Source organism: Vagococcus sp. CY52-2, from assembly GCF_022655055.1.
In the GTDB taxonomy this organism is placed as follows: Bacteria; Bacillota; Bacilli; order Lactobacillales; family Vagococcaceae; genus Vagococcus.
This window is the reverse complement of sequence record NZ_CP093384.1, coordinates 1,983,444-2,003,438: the sequence shown is the minus strand read 5'-3', so window position 1 is coordinate 2,003,438 and position 19,995 is coordinate 1,983,444. Positions and strand designations below refer to the sequence as shown.

General features: G+C 43.2%; 6 protein-coding genes, 32 tRNA genes and 6 rRNA genes. 39 read left to right on the top strand and 5 right to left on the bottom strand.

All coding sequences use genetic code 11. The features are described 5' to 3' along the window. Positions 1-15: 15 nt before the first annotated feature. From MN187_RS09825 to croR, 4 genes are all read right to left on the bottom strand, one after another. Positions 16-1,299: a serine hydrolase domain-containing protein gene (locus MN187_RS09825; RefSeq protein ID WP_241699654.1), complete on the bottom strand. Its 1,284-nt coding sequence runs from the start codon at positions 1,297-1,299 to the stop codon at positions 16-18. Positions 1,300-1,350: 51 nt separating this feature from the next. After that, the gene (locus tag MN187_RS09820) at positions 1,351-2,616 is read right to left on the bottom strand and encodes a serine hydrolase (RefSeq protein WP_241699655.1); all 1,266 of its coding nucleotides are present in this window, start codon (positions 2,614-2,616) and stop codon (positions 1,351-1,353) included. 85 nt (positions 2,617-2,701) lie between these two features. Next, the gene (locus MN187_RS09815) at positions 2,702-3,856 is read right to left on the bottom strand and encodes a sensor histidine kinase (protein WP_241699656.1); all 1,155 of its coding nucleotides are present in this window, start codon (positions 3,854-3,856) and stop codon (positions 2,702-2,704) included. Then, positions 3,846-4,532, bottom strand: coding sequence for a response regulator transcription factor CroR (gene croR / locus MN187_RS09810; RefSeq protein ID WP_117973706.1), 687 nt, complete (start codon positions 4,530-4,532; stop codon positions 3,846-3,848). Before croR ends, MN187_RS09815 begins: the two co-directional genes overlap by 11 nt. Before the next feature lie 438 nt (positions 4,533-4,970). On the opposite strand from croR, the gene MN187_RS09805 reads away from it, so the two are divergent. From MN187_RS09805 to brnQ, 39 genes are all read left to right on the top strand, one after another. Further along, positions 4,971-6,528, top strand: a 16S ribosomal RNA gene (locus MN187_RS09805). Positions 6,529-6,596: 68 nt separating this feature from the next. Further along, positions 6,597-6,669: transfer RNA gene (locus tag MN187_RS09800), tRNA-Ala, on the top strand. A gap of 178 nt (positions 6,670-6,847) precedes the next feature. After that, positions 6,848-9,759 (top strand): 23S ribosomal RNA (locus MN187_RS09795). A 79-nt stretch (positions 9,760-9,838) separates the two neighbouring features. Continuing rightward, positions 9,839-9,954, top strand: a 5S ribosomal RNA gene (gene rrf / locus MN187_RS09790). Between the two features lie 13 nt (positions 9,955-9,967). Then, positions 9,968-10,040, top strand: a tRNA-Val gene (locus MN187_RS09785). 9 nt (positions 10,041-10,049) lie between these two features. Further along, positions 10,050-10,122: transfer RNA gene (locus tag MN187_RS09780), tRNA-Lys, on the top strand. A 69-nt stretch (positions 10,123-10,191) separates the two neighbouring features. Beyond that, a tRNA-Thr gene (locus tag MN187_RS09775) sits at positions 10,192-10,264 on the top strand. 7 nt (positions 10,265-10,271) lie between these two features. Further along, positions 10,272-10,343, top strand: a tRNA-Gly gene (locus MN187_RS09770). A 14-nt stretch (positions 10,344-10,357) separates the two neighbouring features. Further along, positions 10,358-10,443 (top strand) — tRNA-Leu (locus MN187_RS09765). A gap of 9 nt (positions 10,444-10,452) precedes the next feature. Continuing rightward, positions 10,453-10,526, top strand: a tRNA-Arg gene (locus tag MN187_RS09760). Between the two features lie 12 nt (positions 10,527-10,538). Next, positions 10,539-10,612 (top strand) — tRNA-Pro (locus tag MN187_RS09755). A gap of 234 nt (positions 10,613-10,846) precedes the next feature. Then, positions 10,847-12,404 (top strand): 16S ribosomal RNA (locus tag MN187_RS09750). Positions 12,405-12,472: 68 nt separating this feature from the next. After that, positions 12,473-12,545: transfer RNA gene (locus MN187_RS09745), tRNA-Ala, on the top strand. Between the two features lie 178 nt (positions 12,546-12,723). Continuing rightward, positions 12,724-15,631 (top strand): 23S ribosomal RNA (locus MN187_RS09740). A gap of 79 nt (positions 15,632-15,710) precedes the next feature. Next, positions 15,711-15,826: ribosomal RNA gene (rrf, locus tag MN187_RS09735) — 5S ribosomal RNA — on the top strand. The 16S, 23S and 5S rRNA genes sit together here with 32 tRNA genes alongside, the layout of an rRNA operon. Positions 15,827-15,839: 13 nt before the next feature. Beyond that, a tRNA-Val gene (locus MN187_RS09730) sits at positions 15,840-15,912 on the top strand. Between the two features lie 9 nt (positions 15,913-15,921). Next, positions 15,922-15,994: transfer RNA gene (locus MN187_RS09725), tRNA-Lys, on the top strand. Positions 15,995-15,999: 5 nt separating this feature from the next. Next, positions 16,000-16,081: transfer RNA gene (locus MN187_RS09720), tRNA-Leu, on the top strand. Positions 16,082-16,090: 9 nt separating this feature from the next. Then, positions 16,091-16,163 (top strand) — tRNA-Thr (locus MN187_RS09715). A 7-nt stretch (positions 16,164-16,170) separates the two neighbouring features. Continuing rightward, positions 16,171-16,242 (top strand) — tRNA-Gly (locus tag MN187_RS09710). A gap of 14 nt (positions 16,243-16,256) precedes the next feature. After that, positions 16,257-16,342 (top strand) — tRNA-Leu (locus MN187_RS09705). A gap of 9 nt (positions 16,343-16,351) precedes the next feature. After that, positions 16,352-16,425 (top strand) — tRNA-Arg (locus MN187_RS09700). A gap of 35 nt (positions 16,426-16,460) precedes the next feature. Beyond that, positions 16,461-16,534: transfer RNA gene (locus MN187_RS09695), tRNA-Met, on the top strand. Positions 16,535-16,550: 16 nt separating this feature from the next. Next, a tRNA-Ile gene (locus MN187_RS09690) sits at positions 16,551-16,624 on the top strand. A gap of 20 nt (positions 16,625-16,644) precedes the next feature. After that, positions 16,645-16,734, top strand: a tRNA-Ser gene (locus MN187_RS09685). Between the two features lie 9 nt (positions 16,735-16,743). Beyond that, positions 16,744-16,817 (top strand) — tRNA-Met (locus MN187_RS09680). Positions 16,818-16,820: 3 nt separating this feature from the next. Continuing rightward, positions 16,821-16,893: transfer RNA gene (locus tag MN187_RS09675), tRNA-Asp, on the top strand. A gap of 8 nt (positions 16,894-16,901) precedes the next feature. Then, a tRNA-Phe gene (locus MN187_RS09670) sits at positions 16,902-16,974 on the top strand. 9 nt (positions 16,975-16,983) lie between these two features. Continuing rightward, a tRNA-Gly gene (locus tag MN187_RS09665) sits at positions 16,984-17,054 on the top strand. Positions 17,055-17,067: 13 nt separating this feature from the next. Next, a tRNA-Ile gene (locus MN187_RS09660) sits at positions 17,068-17,141 on the top strand. 21 nt (positions 17,142-17,162) lie between these two features. After that, positions 17,163-17,234: transfer RNA gene (locus MN187_RS09655), tRNA-Glu, on the top strand. An 11-nt stretch (positions 17,235-17,245) separates the two neighbouring features. Further along, positions 17,246-17,335: transfer RNA gene (locus MN187_RS09650), tRNA-Ser, on the top strand. Positions 17,336-17,344: 9 nt separating this feature from the next. Then, positions 17,345-17,418 (top strand) — tRNA-Met (locus MN187_RS09645). Positions 17,419-17,421: 3 nt separating this feature from the next. After that, positions 17,422-17,494: transfer RNA gene (locus MN187_RS09640), tRNA-Asp, on the top strand. A gap of 13 nt (positions 17,495-17,507) precedes the next feature. Next, positions 17,508-17,578, top strand: a tRNA-Gly gene (locus MN187_RS09635). 13 nt (positions 17,579-17,591) lie between these two features. Next, positions 17,592-17,665, top strand: a tRNA-Ile gene (locus MN187_RS09630). 17 nt (positions 17,666-17,682) lie between these two features. Continuing rightward, positions 17,683-17,770 (top strand) — tRNA-Ser (locus MN187_RS09625). A gap of 14 nt (positions 17,771-17,784) precedes the next feature. Further along, a tRNA-Glu gene (locus tag MN187_RS09620) sits at positions 17,785-17,856 on the top strand. Positions 17,857-17,930: 74 nt separating this feature from the next. Next, a complete protein-coding gene (gene brnQ / locus MN187_RS09615) occupies positions 17,931-19,280 on the top strand; it encodes a branched-chain amino acid transport system II carrier protein (RefSeq protein WP_117973964.1) in 1,350 nt (449 codons plus the stop codon). A gap of 18 nt (positions 19,281-19,298) precedes the next feature. Here the strand turns inward: brnQ and gpmA are convergent, their stop codons facing one another. Further along, positions 19,299-19,985 (bottom strand): 2,3-diphosphoglycerate-dependent phosphoglycerate mutase, encoded by a 687-nt coding sequence (gpmA, locus tag MN187_RS09610; protein WP_117973962.1) that lies wholly within the window; start codon positions 19,983-19,985, stop codon positions 19,299-19,301. Positions 19,986-19,995: the final 10 nt, after the last annotated feature.

Below are 19,995 nucleotides of genomic sequence, written 5' to 3'. Positions count from 1 at the left end.
TGATATGAATCTCCTTTATTGATTGAAGGTGACATTTTGAGAAATGATATCATAAAATTCTTTTGTTGCGATGGTATTCGATTTATTGGTTAAGTATTGATTACTGAAATAAATAACCATGTCACTGGCATCATTATTAAAAATAACAGTGGGTTCATAGCCCCTAAAAATACCGTGTCCCCAGAAAATGGTCGGTCCGTTTTCATCGAGTACTTTTCTGTAAAGACCGGATTTATAATAAGTTGTACCGTAAGGTGAGTCTTTTAACCACATAGATTTAACTACATTTAAATCTCCAAATTTACCATCCATAGTAGCTTGGACGACAGTTGCAAAATCTTTCGGTGAAACAAACATGTTTCCAGTACCTAGTTCTCTAACATAAGCATAATTAGGAATATCTTTTTTTCTTAGTGTTCCATTTTCTTCATATACAGGGACAAGATGAGTGTTATCTGATAAATCGGTATAAAAACCTGTTTGCTTTAAATTAAGAGGTTCTGTTACTGCCTTCTTAAAATATTCTTCATATGTTTGTCCAGTTATTTTTTGAATAATCATAGCAAGCAAATTAAAATTAACCGGAGAGTAGTCCCATTTATTTGAATTTTGATGTGTCGTATTTTTTAAGACATATTCCTCCCATTCAGTTTGTTCGTTTATGGAAGTAGGGATTTTACTAGAATCTAATTTCAGTCCGGAAGTCATTGATAGAAGAGAATCTATCGTAATTTGATTACTTCCAGGTATTTCTGGATAAAATTTATCTAAAGTAGTATCTAATGTCAATTTTTTTTCAGAGATTAAAGTTGAGATAAGTAATGCAGTATAAAATTTTTGAATAGAGGCAATCATGTAGGTACTATCTTGAGCTTTCCATGATACATCTTTGGCATAGCCAAATGAATTATACATAACTACTTGATTATCTTTAATGGCTAACAGCGTCCCAGAGAGTTCTCTTGAGGCGATATTTTGCTCTAAGGCTTGTTTTAATGGTTGATATAGTAAAGGAGTCGATGCTGTCTGAGCAAAATTTGTCCTAGGAATAAAATCTCCTTCTGTATTTCTATCAGATGACTGTGTTGTCGTTTGACTTGATTCTTTTGTTTCGGAAGATATAATTGTTTGCGTGGTTGTTTTATTACTCTTTATGATAGCCGTTAGCTCATCAGGATAGATAACCAATAGAGTAATTAATATACTAATACTTATGAGGACACCAATGATAAAGAATAATAAGCCAATCCACTTCTGTTTTCTTTTAAGTTTGTCATATGCGATACGTGATTTTTTCATAAATTATTCTCCAATTTCCGTTTCTAATAATTAATAATATAAAAAACAGCATTAGTGTATGCTGTTTTTCAAAGAACGCCATACTCTTACAAAAATATTTGCTTTTTGTACGTCTGTTTTTGTGATCACTTTACCGGTGGCATCATGTTTGTCTGTGTCGCTTAGATAACCTAATTTATCTGCACTATCTGATACAATTTGTTGGCCTACTACTTCATTTTTTTTAAGAGGAGCAGAGACTGCATCTTTAGTTGAAGCAAAAACTTGTTTTAATTCAGTCGTCTCTTTATTGACCCATAATGAAATAGGTTCAGCTAAGGTTAGTGCAACTGATTCAGACTTTCCATTTGGTACATCGAGGTTGTTCACAACGGCGCTATCGCCTTTTTTAACAATAGTTTTATATTCCCAATTCGTATTAACATAATTGAGTAAGTTTTTCGTGACTTCAAATCGATCATATTCTTCGTCTACATTCATTACAACCGTAATAATACGGTGCCCATTTTGTATGGTTGAACCAATAAAGCAAGCTCCAGCATTTGGGGTTGTCCCTGTTTTTAATCCATCGACACCTTCAGTATAGTAATACAAATCCGGTAACATTAAATTAGATGACCAGAAAGTTTCTTCATTATCAGTTCCTTGAAATAATGTGTAGTGAGATTGTTTCGTAATATCTAATACTTCAGGATAATCAGAAATGAGATGTCGAGCTACGATTACCATGTCTTTTGCTGATAAAATATTACTATCTTCGGGTTTAGAGTTTGGGTAACGATCTACTGTTAAAAGATCTTGTGTATCTAAACCAGAGGCAGAAATAAATACGCCATCAGTGATACCCCAATCCTTAATATGTTGATTCATACTATCAACAAAAGCTTGCTCACTACCCGAAACCAGTCTAGCAAGTGCAGTTGTTGAAACGTTTGAAGAAGAAATGAGCATGGCTTTTACATTATCATCAACTGTATAAGTTAATTCTTTTTTGATTGGAATATTAGATAAATCTGGGTCTTCAGTTAGTTTGATTAAAGCATCATCAAAAGGCACTTTATCATTCCAGTTTATTTTTTTTGTATCAATTGCTTCATATACTAAGTATGCTGATAATAACTTGGACATTGAAGCAATAGGAAGAGGGGCTTCACTATTTTTTTCATATAAAATTTTTCCCGTATCAAAATCAACAGCGATTGCAGCTTTTGCAGGAACATCAAAACTGTTTTGTTCAGCAACAACTGATACAGGAAGAATGAATAAAAAAGATAACAGTAGAAAAAATAGAGCACGTTTTTTTTTTAGTAATGTCATAAACAATCTCCTAATATTTAACTGAAATTAATTTAACAAATTAACCAATAGAAAACAATAGATTTTATTAAAGAGCACAAAAAAATCAAGAATGACTAGTTGTTTCTAATGGTAAATGTATGGTAAATGATGTCCAGTTATTATTTGATGTAGCATAAATATAGCCACCATGCAGTGCTACAATACTTTGAGCGATAGCCAACCCAAGTCCAGTTCCTCCTGTTTGTTGAGATCTCGATTCTTCTACTCGGTAAAAACGATCGAATAAATGATCTAAAGATTCTTGGGGTATAGATTTACCATCATTTTTAACGACGATAATCGCCTCATTACCAATTTTTTCTGATGTGATGATAATCTGTGTCCCATTCACACCGTATTTGAGTGCATTAGACAGAAGATTATCAAAAACACGTACTAGTTTTTCAGTATCACCCTTCATCATTAAGGTATCTTCTTGTGGTAAAAAATCAATGACACGATCCTTTTTGGATGCTTCTAATTCGTAATCAACTGTTAGTTGGCCAATGAGTTGGTTCATATCAAAAGTCATAGCATTTAGTGGAACATTTGATTGTCTCACTTTGGTGTATTCAAATAAATCATCAACCAATACTTTCATTTGTCTAGATTTTAAATAAGCAGTATGTGTGTATTTCAATAAATCTTCTTTATTATTGTATTTTCCTTCTTCAATTAGGCCAAGGTATCCGATAATTGATGTGAGCGGTGTTCTAATATCATGGCTAACGTTAGTAATTAATTCATCTTTTGACTGTTCGATACGACGCTCTTCCTCTAGGGCTTCCACTGTACTATCTACCAAAGCATTTATACTTGTAATAAGCCTACCTAAATCCCCTTTTAATTCAAATGGAATACGGTGATCGTAATGTCCGTTTGATATATAGTGTAGTTCACTAATAATATGTTGTTGTTGCATCTGCTTATAACGCCTAATTAATCGCCAATATAATACAATAATATCTGCAACTATCATCATAAAAATTAAAGGGCGCTGCCAAAACATGGGCGGACGAGGATCATAAAATATATTGTATTGAATGTGCCACAGAAATTGATCGATGGGTAACGATGTATTCACAATTTGATCAATTAAGATAAATAAGGCTAAATTAAGAAGAATAAGCAAGATGACAGTAATAATCCCCTCAATAATTAACTCACTGGTTTCTTTTGAGGTAAGTTTAATACGTGTCTTTTTTTCATCACCCTTCAATTTTGTATCCTACCCCCCAAACTGTTTGAATAACTTTTTCTCCATTAGTCGCTTCTTCAATTTTGTCACGTAAATGACTTACATGAACCATAACAGTTTTAGCAGAAACTAAACTTTCCTGTTGCCAAACTCTCTCGAAAATTTCTTCAGCGCTAAAGACACGGTTCGGATGACTTGCAAGTAAGTAAAGAATACCAAATTCTAAAGCAGTTAATTGAATTTTTATTCCTTTCTCAGTCTCAACTTCGTGAGAATCTTTTTTTATAATAAGTGGACCCACTTCTAATAAGTCTGGTATATCTGTTTGAACTTGCATGTTAGTTCGTCTTAATAGTGATTTTACACGAGCCATAATTTCTAGAGGATTAAAAGGTTTTGTAACATAATCATCAGCTCCAGTAATTAAACCTTGAATTTTATCCATATCAGTTGTTTTAGCAGTTAACATAATGATGGGGATTTGTGAGTCTTTTCTTAATTCTTTTACGACCTCTAATCCATCCATTTTTGGCATCATGATGTCTAATATAAGTAAGTCTATATCAGGGTTTGTAATAATTTTGCTAAGAGCTTCCTTTCCATCATAGGCCTGTATAACATCATAACCTTCATTCTTTATATAGATACTTAATAGTTCCACAATTTCTTTATCATCATCTGCTACTAGAATTTTCATGTTATTTCCTCCTAATATATTAAATATATTATTATTGTACCAAATAATTTGAAATAAAAAATTGTTTAAAAATATGTTTACTTTTTTTTAAATAAGTAGTATATTAATTTCATTGTTATTTATATTAATAACTCAAACAAAAAAGATAAAAAAATGTTGACGATTATGTATCGACATGTTATTATCATTAAGTTGCATCGGTAACAGAAAATCATTATGAAAATAATTTTAAAAAAATGTTGACAAGTTATTATAAACTTGTTATGATATAAAAGTTGTTACGGCAACAAAGTTTAGACCTTTGAAAACTGAACAAAGTAAGACGAACCAAATGTGTAGGGCGTTTCTACTGTGTAGAAACAAACCATATTTAGTGAATACAATTCGCTAGCAAGTTTTAAAACAAATGAGCTAAACATCGCAAGATGTTATCAACTTTTTATTGAGAGTTTGATCCTGGCTCAGGACGAACGCTGGCGGCGTGCCTAATACATGCAAGTCGAACGCACTTCTTTTCACCGGAGCTTGCTCCACCGAAAAGAAGTGAGTGGCGGACGGGTGAGTAACACGTGGGCAACCTGCCCACCAGAGGGGGATAACACTTGGAAACAGGTGCTAATACCGCATAATTGCTTTTGCCGCATGGCGAAAGTATGAAAGACGCTTCGGTGTCACTGGTGGATGGGCCCGCGGTGCATTAGTTAGTTGGTGGGGTAACGGCCTACCAAGACCATGATGCATAGCCGACCTGAGAGGGTGATCGGCCACACTGGGACTGAGACACGGCCCAGACTCCTACGGGAGGCAGCAGTAGGGAATCTTCGGCAATGGACGAAAGTCTGACCGAGCAACGCCGCGTGAGTGAAGAAGGTTTTCGGATCGTAAAACTCTGTTGTTAGAGAAGAACAAGTGATAGAGTAACTGTTATCACCTTGACGGTATCTAACCAGAAAGCCACGGCTAACTACGTGCCAGCAGCCGCGGTAATACGTAGGTGGCAAGCGTTGTCCGGATTTATTGGGCGTAAAGCGAGCGCAGGCGGTCTTTTAAGTCTGATGTGAAAGCCCTCGGCTCAACCGAGGAAGGTCATTGGAAACTGGAGGACTTGAGTGCAGAAGAGGAGAGTGGAATTCCATGTGTAGCGGTGAAATGCGTAGATATATGGAGGAACACCAGTGGCGAAGGCGACTCTCTGGTCTGTAACTGACGCTGAGGCTCGAAAGCGTGGGGAGCAAACAGGATTAGATACCCTGGTAGTCCACGCCGTAAACGATGAGTGCTAAGTGTTGGAGGGTTTCCGCCCTTCAGTGCTGCAGTTAACGCATTAAGCACTCCGCCTGGGGAGTACGGCCGCAAGGCTGAAACTCAAAGGAATTGACGGGGGCCCGCACAAGCGGTGGAGCATGTGGTTTAATTCGAAGCAACGCGAAGAACCTTACCAGGTCTTGACATCCTTTGACCACTCTAGAGATAGAGCTTTCCCTTCGGGGACAAAGTGACAGGTGGTGCATGGTTGTCGTCAGCTCGTGTCGTGAGATGTTGGGTTAAGTCCCGCAACGAGCGCAACCCTTATTGTTAGTTGCCATCATTTAGTTGGGCACTCTAGCGAGACTGCCGGTGACAAACCGGAGGAAGGTGGGGATGACGTCAAATCATCATGCCCCTTATGACCTGGGCTACACACGTGCTACAATGGACAGTACAATGAGTTGCGAGACCGCGAGGTTTAGCTAATCTCTTAAAGCTGTTCTCAGTTCGGATTGTAGGCTGCAACTCGCCTACATGAAGCCGGAATCGCTAGTAATCGTGGATCAGCATGCCACGGTGAATACGTTCCCGGGCCTTGTACACACCGCCCGTCACACCACGAGAGTTTGTAACACCCAAAGTCGGTGAGGTAACCTTTTGGAGCCAGCCGCCTAAGGTGGGATAGATGATTGGGGTGAAGTCGTAACAAGGTAGCCGTATCGGAAGGTGCGGCTGGATCACCTCCTTTCTAAGGATAATTACGGAAAACACATTACGTTTTACTTTGTTCAGTTTTGAGAGGTCTACTCTTAAATAGGGGCCTTAGCTCAGCTGGGAGAGCGCCTGCCTTGCACGCAGGAGGTCAGCGGTTCGATCCCGCTAGGCTCCATTGATGAGAAATCATCATATAGATTGTTCATTGAAAACTGGATAGTTGAAGTTAGACATCAACATAAACCGAGAACACCGCGTTGAACAGTTTCTTTTAAAGAACTGTGAAATGTATTAACTATTATCTATCGCTAGTTAATAGTTAATGAAAAAAAGCTAACCGTAAGGTTAGAAAAGGTTAAGTGAATAAGGGCGCACGGTGGATGCCTTGGCACTAGAAGCCGATGAAGGACGGGACTAACACCGATATGCTTCGGGGAGCTGTAAGTAAGCTATGATCCGGAGATTTCCGAATGGGGGAACCCAGTATCTTTTATAGGATATTATCTAGTAGTGAATACATAGCTATTAGAAGGTAGACGCAGAGAACTGAAACATCTAAGTACCTGCAGGAAGAGAAAGAAAAATCGATTTCCTTAGTAGCGGCGAGCGAAACGGAAACAGCCCAAACCAATAAGCTTGCTTATTGGGGTTGTAGGACTCAATTGTGGTAGCTGTTGTGGATAGTCGAATCGATCTGGAAAGGTCAGCCGTAGCGGGTAAAAGCCCCGTAGATGAAATTGACAACACACCTATGAGTATCCTGAGTACGGCGGAACACGAGAAATTCCGTCGGAATCCGGGAGGACCATCTCCCAAGGCTAAATACTCTCTAGTGACCGATAGTGAACCAGTACCGTGAGGGAAAGGTGAAAAGCACCCCGGAAGGGGAGTGAAATAGAACCTGAAACCGTGTGCTTACAAGAAGTTAGAGCCCGTTAATGGGTGATAGCGTGCCTTTTGCAGAATGAACCGGCGAGTTACGATAGCATGCGAGGTTAAGCTGAAGAAGCGGAGCCGTAGCGAAAGCGAGTTTGAATAGGGCGAATGAGTATGTTGTCGTAGACCCGAAACCATGTGACCTACCCATGTCCAGGTTGAAGGTGTGGTAAAACGCACTGGAGGACCGAACCCACGTACGTTGAAAAGTGCGGGGATGAGGTGTGGGTAGCGGAGAAATTCCAAACGAACTTGGAGATAGCTGGTTCTCTCCGAAATAGCTTTAGGGCTAGCCTCGGATTTGAGAATGATGGAGGTAGAGCACTGTTTGGACTAGGGGCCCGTCTTGGGTTACCGAATTCAGATAAACTCCGAATGCCATTCATTTATATCCGGGAGTCAGACAGTGAGTGATAAGATCCATTGTCGAAAGGGAAACAGCCCAGACCACCAGCTAAGGTCCCAAAATACATGTTAAGTGGAAAAGGATGTGAGGGTGCACAAACAACTAGGATGTTGGCTCAGAAGCAGCCACCATTTAAAGAGTGCGTAATAGCTCACTAGTCGAGTGCCCTTGCGCCGAAAATGTACCGGGGCTAAACATGTTACCGAAGCTGTGGATAGAACCTTTGGTTCTATGGTAGGAGAGCGTTCTAAGGGCGTTGAAGCTGGATCGTAAGGACTGGTGGAGCGCTTAGAAGTGAGAATGCCGGTATGAGTAGCGAAAGACAGGTGAGAATCCTGTCCACCGAATGACTAAGGTTTCCTGGGGAAGGCTCGTCCTCCCAGGGTTAGTCGGGACCTAAGCTGAGGCCGATAGGCGTAGGCGATGGACAACAGGTTGAGATTCCTGTACTCGTTTGTTTTGTTTGAACAATGGAGGGACACAGGAGGCTATGAGATCGTGCGACTGGAAGTGCACGTTCAAGCAACAAGTTTTGATAAGAGTCAAATGCTTTTATCTTTAAGAACAAGTTGTGATGAGTAGGGAAATAGAGTACCGAAGTCTCAATGTCACACTGTCAAGAAAAGCTTCTAGTTAGAAACAAATGACCCGTACCGCAAACCGACACAGGTAGTCGAGGAGAGAATCCTAAGGTGAGCGAGAGAACTCTCGTTAAGGAACTCGGCAAAATGACCCCGTAACTTCGGGAGAAGGGGTGCTGAACGCAAGTTCAGCCGCAGTGAATAGGCCCAAGCGACTGTTTATCAAAAACACAGGTCTCTGCAAAATCGAAAGATGACGTATAGGGGCTGACGCCTGCCCGGTGCTGGAAGGTTAAGAGGATGGGTTAGCAATAGCGAAGCTCAAAATTGAAGCCCCAGTAAACGGCGGCCGTAACTATAACGGTCCTAAGGTAGCGAAATTCCTTGTCGGGTAAGTTCCGACCCGCACGAAAGGCGTAACGATTTGGGCACTGTCTCAACGAGAGACTCGGTGAAATTTTAGTACCTGTGAAGATGCAGGTTACCCGCGACAGGACGGAAAGACCCCATGGAGCTTTACTGTAGTTTGATATTGAATGTTTGTAACACATGTACAGGATAGGTAGGAGCCGTAGAAATCGGAACGCTAGTTTCGATGGAGGCGCTGGTGGGATACTACCCTTGTGTTATGACCATTCTAACCCGCACCACTTATCGTGGTGGGAGACAGTGTCAGATGGACAGTTTGACTGGGGCGGTCGCCTCCCAAAAGGTAACGGAGGCGCCCAAAGGTTCCCTCAGAATGGTTGGAAATCATTCGTAGAGTGCAAAGGCAGAAGGGAGCTTGACTGCGAGAGTTACAACTCGAGCAGGGACGAAAGTCGGGCTTAGTGATCCGGTGGTTCCGCATGGAAGGGCCATCGCTCAACGGATAAAAGCTACCCTGGGGATAACAGGCTTATCTCCCCCAAGAGTTCACATCGACGGGGAGGTTTGGCACCTCGATGTCGGCTCGTCGCATCCTGGGGCTGTAGTCGGTCCCAAGGGTTGGGCTGTTCGCCCATTAAAGCGGCACGCGAGCTGGGTTCAGAACGTCGTGAGACAGTTCGGTCCCTATCCGTCGCGGGCGTTGGAAATTTGAGAGGAGCTGTCCTTAGTACGAGAGGACCGGGATGGACATACCTCTGGTGTACCAGTTGTTCTGCCAAGGGCATTGCTGGGTAGCTATGTATGGACGGGATAAACGCTGAAAGCATCTAAGCGTGAAGCCCCCCTCAAGATGAGATTTCCCATTCCTTTAAGGAAGTAAGACCCCTGAAAGATGATCAGGTAGATAGGCTAGAAGTGGAAGTACAGTGATGTATGGAGCGGACTAGTACTAATCGGTCGAGGACTTAACCAAGATAACGGTGGACAATTATATTGATACTAACTTAACATCCAGTTTTGAGTGAATCATCACTCAATAAAAAGCATATAAGTGCGGTGACGATGGCAAGAAGGATACACCTGTAACCATGCCGAACACAGAAGTTAAGCTTCTTAGCGCCGAGGGTAGTGAAGGGTTTCCCTTTGTGAGAGTAGGACGTTGCCGTGCTTTTTGTATTGATGGAGGTTTAGCTCAGCTGGGAGAGCACCTGCCTTACAAGCAGGGGGTCAGCGGTTCGATCCCGTTAACCTCCATACATTTTTGACTCGTTAGCTCAGTTGGTAGAGCATCTGACTTTTAATCAGAGGGTCACTGGTTCGAGCCCAGTACGGGTCATTACTATATTAAGCCATAATACGAAAGTTAGTATTTTTTTGTTGTTTAAAATTCGTATTGATAGAACATGCCGGCTTAGCTCAGTTGGTAGAGCATCTGATTTGTAATCAGAGGGTCGAGGGTTCAAGTCCTTTAGCCGGCATCTATAAGCGGAAGTAGTTCAGTGGTAGAACATCACCTTGCCAAGGTGGGGGTCGCGGGTTCGAACCCCGTCTTCCGCTTTTCATAAGTTCTAGCCGGGGTGGCGGAACTGGCAGACGCACAGGACTTAAAATCCTGCGGTGAGTGATCACCGTACCGGTTCGATTCCGGTCCTCGGCATCATTAATAGCGCCCATAGCTCAACTGGATAGAGTGTCTGACTACGGATCAGAAGGTTAGGGGTTCGACTCCTCTTGGGCGCGTTTAATTTAATACGGGAAGTAGCTCAGCTTGGTAGAGCACTTGGTTTGGGACCAAGGGGTCGCAGGTTCGAATCCTGTCTTCCCGATTTTGAGATTTTTCTCAAAAAAAATTAAAAAGTGTTGACAATAAGATGACAACTTGTTATGATATAAAAGTTGTTACGACAACAAAGTTTAGACCTTTGAAAACTGAACAAAGTAAGACGAACCAAATGTGTAGGGCGTTTCTACTATGTAGAAACAAACCATATTTAGTGAATACAATTCGCTAGCAAGTTTTTAAAACAAATGAGCTAAACATCGCAAGATGTTATCAACTTTTTATTGAGAGTTTGATCCTGGCTCAGGACGAACGCTGGCGGCGTGCCTAATACATGCAAGTCGAACGCACTTCTTTTCACCGGAGCTTGCTCCACCGAAAAGAAGTGAGTGGCGGACGGGTGAGTAACACGTGGGCAACCTGCCCACCAGAGGGGGATAACACTTGGAAACAGGTGCTAATACCGCATAATTGCTTTTGCCGCATGGCGAAAGTATGAAAGACGCTTCGGTGTCACTGGTGGATGGGCCCGCGGTGCATTAGTTAGTTGGTGGGGTAACGGCCTACCAAGACCATGATGCATAGCCGACCTGAGAGGGTGATCGGCCACACTGGGACTGAGACACGGCCCAGACTCCTACGGGAGGCAGCAGTAGGGAATCTTCGGCAATGGACGAAAGTCTGACCGAGCAACGCCGCGTGAGTGAAGAAGGTTTTCGGATCGTAAAACTCTGTTGTTAGAGAAGAACAAGTGATAGAGTAACTGTTATCACCTTGACGGTATCTAACCAGAAAGCCACGGCTAACTACGTGCCAGCAGCCGCGGTAATACGTAGGTGGCAAGCGTTGTCCGGATTTATTGGGCGTAAAGCGAGCGCAGGCGGTCTTTTAAGTCTGATGTGAAAGCCCTCGGCTCAACCGAGGAAGGTCATTGGAAACTGGAGGACTTGAGTGCAGAAGAGGAGAGTGGAATTCCATGTGTAGCGGTGAAATGCGTAGATATATGGAGGAACACCAGTGGCGAAGGCGACTCTCTGGTCTGTAACTGACGCTGAGGCTCGAAAGCGTGGGGAGCAAACAGGATTAGATACCCTGGTAGTCCACGCCGTAAACGATGAGTGCTAAGTGTTGGAGGGTTTCCGCCCTTCAGTGCTGCAGTTAACGCATTAAGCACTCCGCCTGGGGAGTACGGCCGCAAGGCTGAAACTCAAAGGAATTGACGGGGGCCCGCACAAGCGGTGGAGCATGTGGTTTAATTCGAAGCAACGCGAAGAACCTTACCAGGTCTTGACATCCTTTGACCACTCTAGAGATAGAGCTTTCCCTTCGGGGACAAAGTGACAGGTGGTGCATGGTTGTCGTCAGCTCGTGTCGTGAGATGTTGGGTTAAGTCCCGCAACGAGCGCAACCCTTATTGTTAGTTGCCATCATTTAGTTGGGCACTCTAGCGAGACTGCCGGTGACAAACCGGAGGAAGGTGGGGATGACGTCAAATCATCATGCCCCTTATGACCTGGGCTACACACGTGCTACAATGGACAGTACAATGAGTTGCGAGACCGCGAGGTTTAGCTAATCTCTTAAAGCTGTTCTCAGTTCGGATTGTAGGCTGCAACTCGCCTACATGAAGCCGGAATCGCTAGTAATCGTGGATCAGCATGCCACGGTGAATACGTTCCCGGGCCTTGTACACACCGCCCGTCACACCACGAGAGTTTGTAACACCCAAAGTCGGTGAGGTAACCTTTTGGAGCCAGCCGCCTAAGGTGGGATAGATGATTGGGGTGAAGTCGTAACAAGGTAGCCGTATCGGAAGGTGCGGCTGGATCACCTCCTTTCTAAGGATAATTACGGAAAACACATTACGTTTTACTTTGTTCAGTTTTGAGAGGTCTACTCTTAAATAGGGGCCTTAGCTCAGCTGGGAGAGCGCCTGCCTTGCACGCAGGAGGTCAGCGGTTCGATCCCGCTAGGCTCCATTGATGAGAAATCATCATATAGATTGTTCATTGAAAACTGGATAGTTGAAGTTAGACATCAACATAAACCGAGAACACCGCGTTGAACAGTTTCTTTTAAAGAACTGTGAAATGTATTAACTATTATCTATCGCTAGTTAATAGTTAATGAAAAAAAGCTAACCGTAAGGTTAGAAAAGGTTAAGTGAATAAGGGCGCACGGTGGATGCCTTGGCACTAGAAGCCGATGAAGGACGGGACTAACACCGATATGCTTCGGGGAGCTGTAAGTAAGCTATGATCCGGAGATTTCCGAATGGGGGAACCCAGTATCTTTTATAGGATATTATCTAGTAGTGAATACATAGCTATTAGAAGGTAGACGCAGAGAACTGAAACATCTAAGTACCTGCAGGAAGAGAAAGAAAAATCGATTTCCTTAGTAGCGGCGAGCGAAACGGAAACAGCCCAAACCAATAAGCTTGCTTATTGGGGTTGTAGGACTCAATTGTGGTAGCTGTTGTGGATAGTCGAATCGATCTGGAAAGGTCAGCCGTAGTGGGTAAAAGCCCCGTAGATGAAATTGACAACACACCTATGAGTATCCTGAGTACGGCGGAACACGAGAAATTCCGTCGGAATCCGGGAGGACCATCTCCCAAGGCTAAATACTCTCTAGTGACCGATAGTGAACCAGTACCGTGAGGAAAGGTGAAAAGCACCCGGAAGGGGAGTGAAATAGAACCTGAAACCGTGTGCTTACAAGAAGTTAGAGCCCGTTAATGGGTGATAGCGTGCCTTTTGCAGAATGAACCGGCGAGTTACGATAGCATGCGAGGTTAAGCTGAAGAAGCGGAGCCGTAGCGAAAGCGAGTCTGAATAGGGCGAATGAGTATGTTGTCGTAGACCCGAAACCATGTGACCTACCCATGTCCAGGTTGAAGGTGTGGTAAAACGCACTGGAGGACCGAACCCACGTACGTTGAAAAGTGCGGGGATGAGGTGTGGGTAGCGGAGAAATTCCAAACGAACTTGGAGATAGCTGGTTCTCTCCGAAATAGCTTTAGGGCTAGCCTCGGATTTGAGAATGATGGAGGTAGAGCACTGTTTGGACTAGGGGCCCGTCTTGGGTTACCGAATTCAGATAAAACTCCGAATGCCATTCATTTATATCCGGGAGTCAGACAGTGAGTGATAAGATCCATTGTCGAAAGGGAAACAGCCCAGACCACCAGCTAAGGTCCCAAAATACATGTTAAGTGGAAAAGGATGTGAGGGTGCACAAACAACTAGGATGTTGGCTCAGAAGCAGCCACCATTTAAAGAGTGCGTAATAGCTCACTAGTCGAGTGCCCTTGCGCCGAAAATGTACCGGGGCTAAACATGTTACCGAAGCTGTGGATAGAACCTTTGGTTCTATGGTAGGAGAGCGTTCTAAGGGCGTTGAAGCTGGATCGTAAGGACTGGTGGAGCGCTTAGAAGTGAGAATGCCGGTATGAGTAGCGAAAGACAGGTGAGAATCCTGTCCACCGAATGACTAAGGTTTCCTGGGGAAGGCTCGTCCTCCCAGGGTTAGTCGGGACCTAAGCTGAGGCCGATAGGCGTAGGCGAGGACAACAGGTTGAGATTCCTGTACTCGTTTGTTTTGTTTGAACAATGGAGGGACACAGGAGGCTATGAGATCGTGCGACTGGAAGTGCACGTTCAAGCAACAAGTTTTGATAAGAGTCAAATGCTTTTATCTTTAAGAACAAGTTGTGATGAGTAGGGAAATAGAGTACCGAAGTCTCAATGTCACACTGTCAAGAAAAGCTTCTAGTTAGAAACAAATGACCGTACCGCAAACCGACACAGGTAGTCGAGGAGAGAATCCTAAGGTGAGCGAGAGAACTCTCGTTAAGGAACTCGGCAAAATGACCCCGTAACTTCGGGAGAAGGGGTGCTGAACGCAAGTTCAGCCGCAGTGAATAGGCCCAAGCGACTGTTTATCAAAAACACAGGTCTCTGCAAAATCGAAAGATGACGTATAGGGGCTGACGCCTGCCCGGTGCTGGAAGGTTAAGAGGATGGGTTAGCAATAGCGAAGCTCAAAATTGAAGCCCCAGTAAACGGCGGCCGTAACTATAACGGTCCTAAGGTAGCGAAATTCCTTGTCGGGTAAGTTCCGACCCGCACGAAAGGCGTAACGATTTGGGCACTGTCTCAACGAGAGACTCGGTGAAATTTTAGTACCTGTGAAGATGCAGGTTACCCGCGACAGGACGGAAAGACCCCATGGAGCTTTACTGTAGTTTGATATTGAATGTTTGTAACACATGTACAGGATAGGTAGGAGCCGTAGAAATCGGAACGCTAGTTTCGATGGAGGCGCTGGTGGGATACTACCCTTGTGTTATGACCATTCTAACCCGCACCACTTATCGTGGTGGGAGACAGTGTCAGATGGACAGTTTGACTGGGGCGGTCGCCTCCCAAAAGGTAACGGAGGCGCCCAAAGGTTCCCTCAGAATGGTTGGAAATCATTCGTAGAGTGCAAAGGCAGAAGGGAGCTTGACTGCGAGAGTTACAACTCGAGCAGGGACGAAAGTCGGGCTTAGTGATCCGGTGGTTCCGCATGGAAGGGCCATCGCTCAACGGATAAAAGCTACCCTGGGGATAACAGGCTTATCTCCCCAAGAGTTCACATCGACGGGGAGGTTTGGCACCTCGATGTCGGCTCGTCGCATCCTGGGGCTGTAGTCGGTCCCAAGGGTTGGGCTGTTCGCCCATTAAAGCGGCACGCGAGCTGGGTTCAGAACGTCGTGAGACAGTTCGGTCCCTATCCGTCGCGGGCGTTGGAAATTTGAGAGGAGCTGTCCTTAGTACGAGAGGACCGGGATGGACATACCTCTGGTGTACCAGTTGTTCTGCCAAGGGCATTGCTGGGTAGCTATGTATGGACGGGATAAACGCTGAAAGCATCTAAGCGTGAAGCCCCCCTCAAGATGAGATTTCCCATTCCTTTAAGGAAGTAAGACCCCTGAAAGATGATCAGGTAGATAGGCTAGAAGTGGAAGTACAGTGATGTATGGAGCGGACTAGTACTAATCGGTCGAGGACTTAACCAAGATAGCGGTGGACCATTATATTGATACTAACTTAACATCCAGTTTTGAGTGAATCATCACTCAATAAAAAACATATAAGTGCGGTGACGATGGCAAGAAGGATACACCTGTAACCATGCCGAACACAGAAGTTAAGTTTCTTAGCGCCGAGGGTAGTGAAGGGTTTCCCTTTGTGAGAGTAGGACGTTGCCGTGCTTTTTGTATTGATGGAGGTTTAGCTCAGCTGGGAGAGCACCTGCCTTACAAGCAGGGGGTCAGCGGTTCGATCCCGTTAACCTCCATACATTTTTGACTCGTTAGCTCAGTTGGTAGAGCATCTGACTTTTAATCAGAGGGTCACTGGTTCGAGCCCAGTACGGGTCATATATGCGGGTGTGGCGGAATTGGCAGACGCACTAGATTTAGGATCTAGCGCTTAACGGCGTGGGGGTTCAAGTCCCTTCACCCGCATTTATATTTGCCGGCTTAGCTCAGTTGGTAGAGCATCTGATTTGTAATCAGAGGGTCGAGGGTTCAAGTCCTTTAGCCGGCATCTATAAGCGGAAGTAGTTCAGTGGTAGAACATCACCTTGCCAAGGTGGGGGTCGCGGGTTCGAACCCCGTCTTCCGCTTTTCATAAGTTCTAGCCGGGGTGGCGGAACTGGCAGACGCACAGGACTTAAAATCCTGCGGTGAGTGATCACCGTACCGGTTCGATTCCGGTCCTCGGCATCATTAATAGCGCCCATAGCTCAACTGGATAGAGTGTCTGACTACGGATCAGAAGGTTAGGGGTTCGACTCCTCTTGGGCGCGTTTAATTACTTATATTTTATAGTAATTGTTTATTTCGCGGTGTAGCTCAGCTGGCTAGAGCGTCCGGTTCATACCCGGGAGGTCGGGGGTTCGATCCCCTCCGCCGCGATAAATTTTCGACCTTTGGACCTTTAGCTCAGTTGGTTAGAGCTCCCGGCTCATAACCGGGCGGTCGTAGGTTCGAGTCCTACAAGGTCCATTGAAAGTTATTTTTATTATGGAGGATTACCCAAGTCCGGCTGAAGGGAACGGTCTTGAAAACCGTCAGGTGTGTCAAAGCACGCAAGGGTTCGAATCCCTTATCCTCCTTATTAATATCGCGGAGTGGAGCAGTTAGGTAGCTCGTCGGGCTCATAACCCGAAGGTCACAGGTTCAAATCCTGTCTCCGCAATTAGGTTCCGTGGTGTAGGGGTTAACATGCCTGCCTGTCACGCAGGAGATCGCGGGTTCGATTCCCGTCGGGACCGTATTTAATGGCGCAGTAGCTCAGTTGGTAGAGCAACGGATTGAAGCTCCGTGTGTCGGCAGTTCGATTCTGTCTTGCGCCATTTATATTAGCGGGTGTAGTTTAGTGGTAAAACTACAGCCTTCCAAGCTGTTGTCGCGAGTTCGATTCTCGTCACCCGCTTTAGAATTAAATAGGGCCTATAGCTCAGCTGGTTAGAGCGCACGCCTGATAAGCGTGAGGTCGATGGTTCGAGTCCATTTAGGCCCATTAGTTTTAAGTAGTATTTTTGGCCCGTTGGTCAAGCGGTTAAGACACCGCCCTTTCACGGCGGTAACACGGGTTCGAGTCCCGTACGGGTCATATTTTATTATGGAGGATTACCCAAGTCCGGCTGAAGGGAACGGTCTTGAAAACCGTCAGGTGTGTAAAAGCACGCAAGGGTTCGAATCCCTTATCCTCCTTATTAATATCGCGGAGTGGAGCAGTTAGGTAGCTCGTCGGGCTCATAACCCGAAGGTCACAGGTTCAAATCCTGTCTCCGCAATTAGGTTCCGTGGTGTAGGGGTTAACATGCCTGCCTGTCACGCAGGAGATCGCGGGTTCGATTCCCGTCGGGACCGTTCTTTTATATTAGCGGGTGTAGTTTAGTGGTAAAACTACAGCCTTCCAAGCTGTTGTCGCGAGTTCGATTCTCGTCACCCGCTTTAGAATTAAATAGGGCCTATAGCTCAGCTGGTTAGAGCGCACGCCTGATAAGCGTGAGGTCGATGGTTCGAGTCCATTTAGGCCCATTAGTTTTAAATTTTTTGGAGAAGTACTCAAGTGGCTGAAGAGGTGCCCCTGCTAAGGGTATAGGTCGGGTAACTGGCGCGAGGGTTCAAATCCCTCCTTCTCCATAGCTTTTTTATTAGGCCCGTTGGTCAAGCGGTTAAGACACCGCCCTTTCACGGCGGTAACACGGGTTCGAGTCCCGTACGGGTCATAAGCTTGAAATTGTATATACAATTTCAAGCTTTTTTTTATACAAAAATATAAAGGAAAGGAAATTAAATTAATATGAAAGAAAAATTATCATACAAGGAAAAGTTATATATTGGAATGATGGTGTTTGGTTTGTTTTTTGGAGCAGGTAACTTAATTTTTCCGATTCAAATGGGTCAAGAAGCGGGTCAAAATGTGTTATTAGCAAATAATGGATTTTTATTATCAGCGATTGGAATTCCTTTTCTAGCTATTATATCTTTTGGTGCGACTGGGACAAATAAAATTTTTGAACTAGCGAGTAAAGTATCCTCGGCTTTTGCTTATTTTTTTACTGTTGTTTTATATTTAATTATAGGTCCATTCTTTGCAATGCCGAGGTTAGCCACAACTTCATATGAAATGTCTTTTGCTCATTTTATACCTAAGGATAAATCAACATTATCTCTTTTTATTTTTAGTACTATATTTTTTTCATTTGTTTTATTATTTTCATTTAAACCAAGTAAAATTTTAGATTATATTGGAAAGTATTTAACGCCATTATTTTTAATTTTATTAAGTTGTCTCATTTTAGTAAGTTTTATAAAACCTATGGGATCGATAGAAAATGCTTCCGTGCAAGCTTCATATAAATCTACTCCTTTTATAAAAGGATTTTTAGGTGGATATAATACATTAGATGCTTTGGCAGGATTAGCATTTGGGGCTATTATTATTGAAAGTGTTAAAGGATTTGGGATTCAAAAAAAATCAAGAATTGCCATTGAAACAATGAAATCTGGAATTTTTGGTATTGTCCTTATGGGTGTTATTTATACGTTGTTATCAATTATGGGAGCGATGAGTTTAGGGACTTTATCGTTAAATAAAAATGGTGGTGTAACATTGTCCCAATTGGCAGATTATTATTTAGGTGTACCTGGTAATATTTTATTAGGTTTAATCGTGATTGTAGCCTGTTTAAAAACGGCTATTGGATTAGCAACTTCATTTGGTAAATCTTATTCAGAAATGTTTTCTGATAGACATTATTTATCATTTGTATTGGGATGTTTATTTATGGCCTTGATGATTTCTAATATAGGATTAAATGCGATTATTACAGCATCTATTCCCGTATTAATGTTTATTTATCCTTTGGCAATGGTTTTGATTTTATTATCATTGTTAAGCAAGTGGACAGATAATATTAGAAATTGTTATAAAATAGTGATAGGATTTACGGTTATCTCATCTATTTTAGATGCAATTCGAGCATTGCCTGAGTGGATGCAACAAAATAATTTAATCACATCTATTTTAAGTTTTTCTGAACAATCTATTCCATTTTTTAGTAGTGGTTTAAGTTGGATTATTTTTGCATTTGTAGGACTGATTATTTCATTACTATTTAATATTAAAAGAAACCCATCAAGCATCTAAGCTAGATGGGTTTTTGGTTTATAAATAATATTTCTTAGAGACACTTAGGTCATCGTTCAATTCGTAAACTAAAGGTTGACCGGTTGGAATTTCTAGAGCCATGATATCGTCATCAGAAATATTTTCAATGTGTTTTGCTAAAGCGCGTAGTGAGTTACCATGTGCGGCAACTAATACGACATCATCTTTCAATAAAGATGGAGCAATATGATCATTCCAAAAAGGTAAGGCACGTTCAAGTGTTACTTTTAAATTTTCTCCTTCTGGAATTGCTCGTTTATCCAAGTAACGATATTTTGGATCGTGTGTGGATGACTCAGGACTACTTGGGTCAAGTAATGGAGGTAGTGTATCATATGAGCGTCTCCACAGTTGAACCTGATCTACCCCATATTTTTCAGCCGTTTCAGCCTTGTTTAATCCTTGTAATGCACCGTAGTGACGTTCATTTAAACGCCAAGATTTAAATTCAGGTGTTGAGAGTTGGTCTGATTCTTCTAGAACATAATGAGATGTTTTTATAGCCCGTTTTAAGTATGATGTATATGCAACATCAAATAAAATACCAGCTTCTTTTATTTTTCTACCAGCTTCTTGAGCTTCTTTTACTCCTTGTTCACTTAGATCAACATCTACCCATCCAGTAAATAAGTTAAGAGAGTTCCATACGCTTTGTCCATGTCGAATAAAAACTAATGTTTTCATCTGGTTCATC

Bases quoted from the DNA above. Each gene is read 5' to 3' on its own strand.
- MN187_RS09825 (WP_241699654.1), bottom strand. From the start codon at position 1,299: ATGAAAAAATCACGTATCGCATATGACAAACTTAAAAGAAAACAGAAG.
- MN187_RS09820 (WP_241699655.1), bottom strand. From the start codon at position 2,616: ATGACATTACTAAAAAAAAAACGTGCTCTATTTTTTCTACTGTTATCT.
- croR (WP_117973706.1), bottom strand. From the start codon at position 4,532: ATGAAAATTCTAGTAGCAGATGATGATAAAGAAATTGTGGAACTATTA.
- brnQ (WP_117973964.1), top strand. From the start codon at position 17,931: ATGAAAGAAAAATTATCATACAAGGAAAAGTTATATATTGGAATGATG.
- gpmA (WP_117973962.1), bottom strand. From the start codon at position 19,985: ATGAAAACATTAGTTTTTATTCGACATGGACAAAGCGTATGGAACTCT.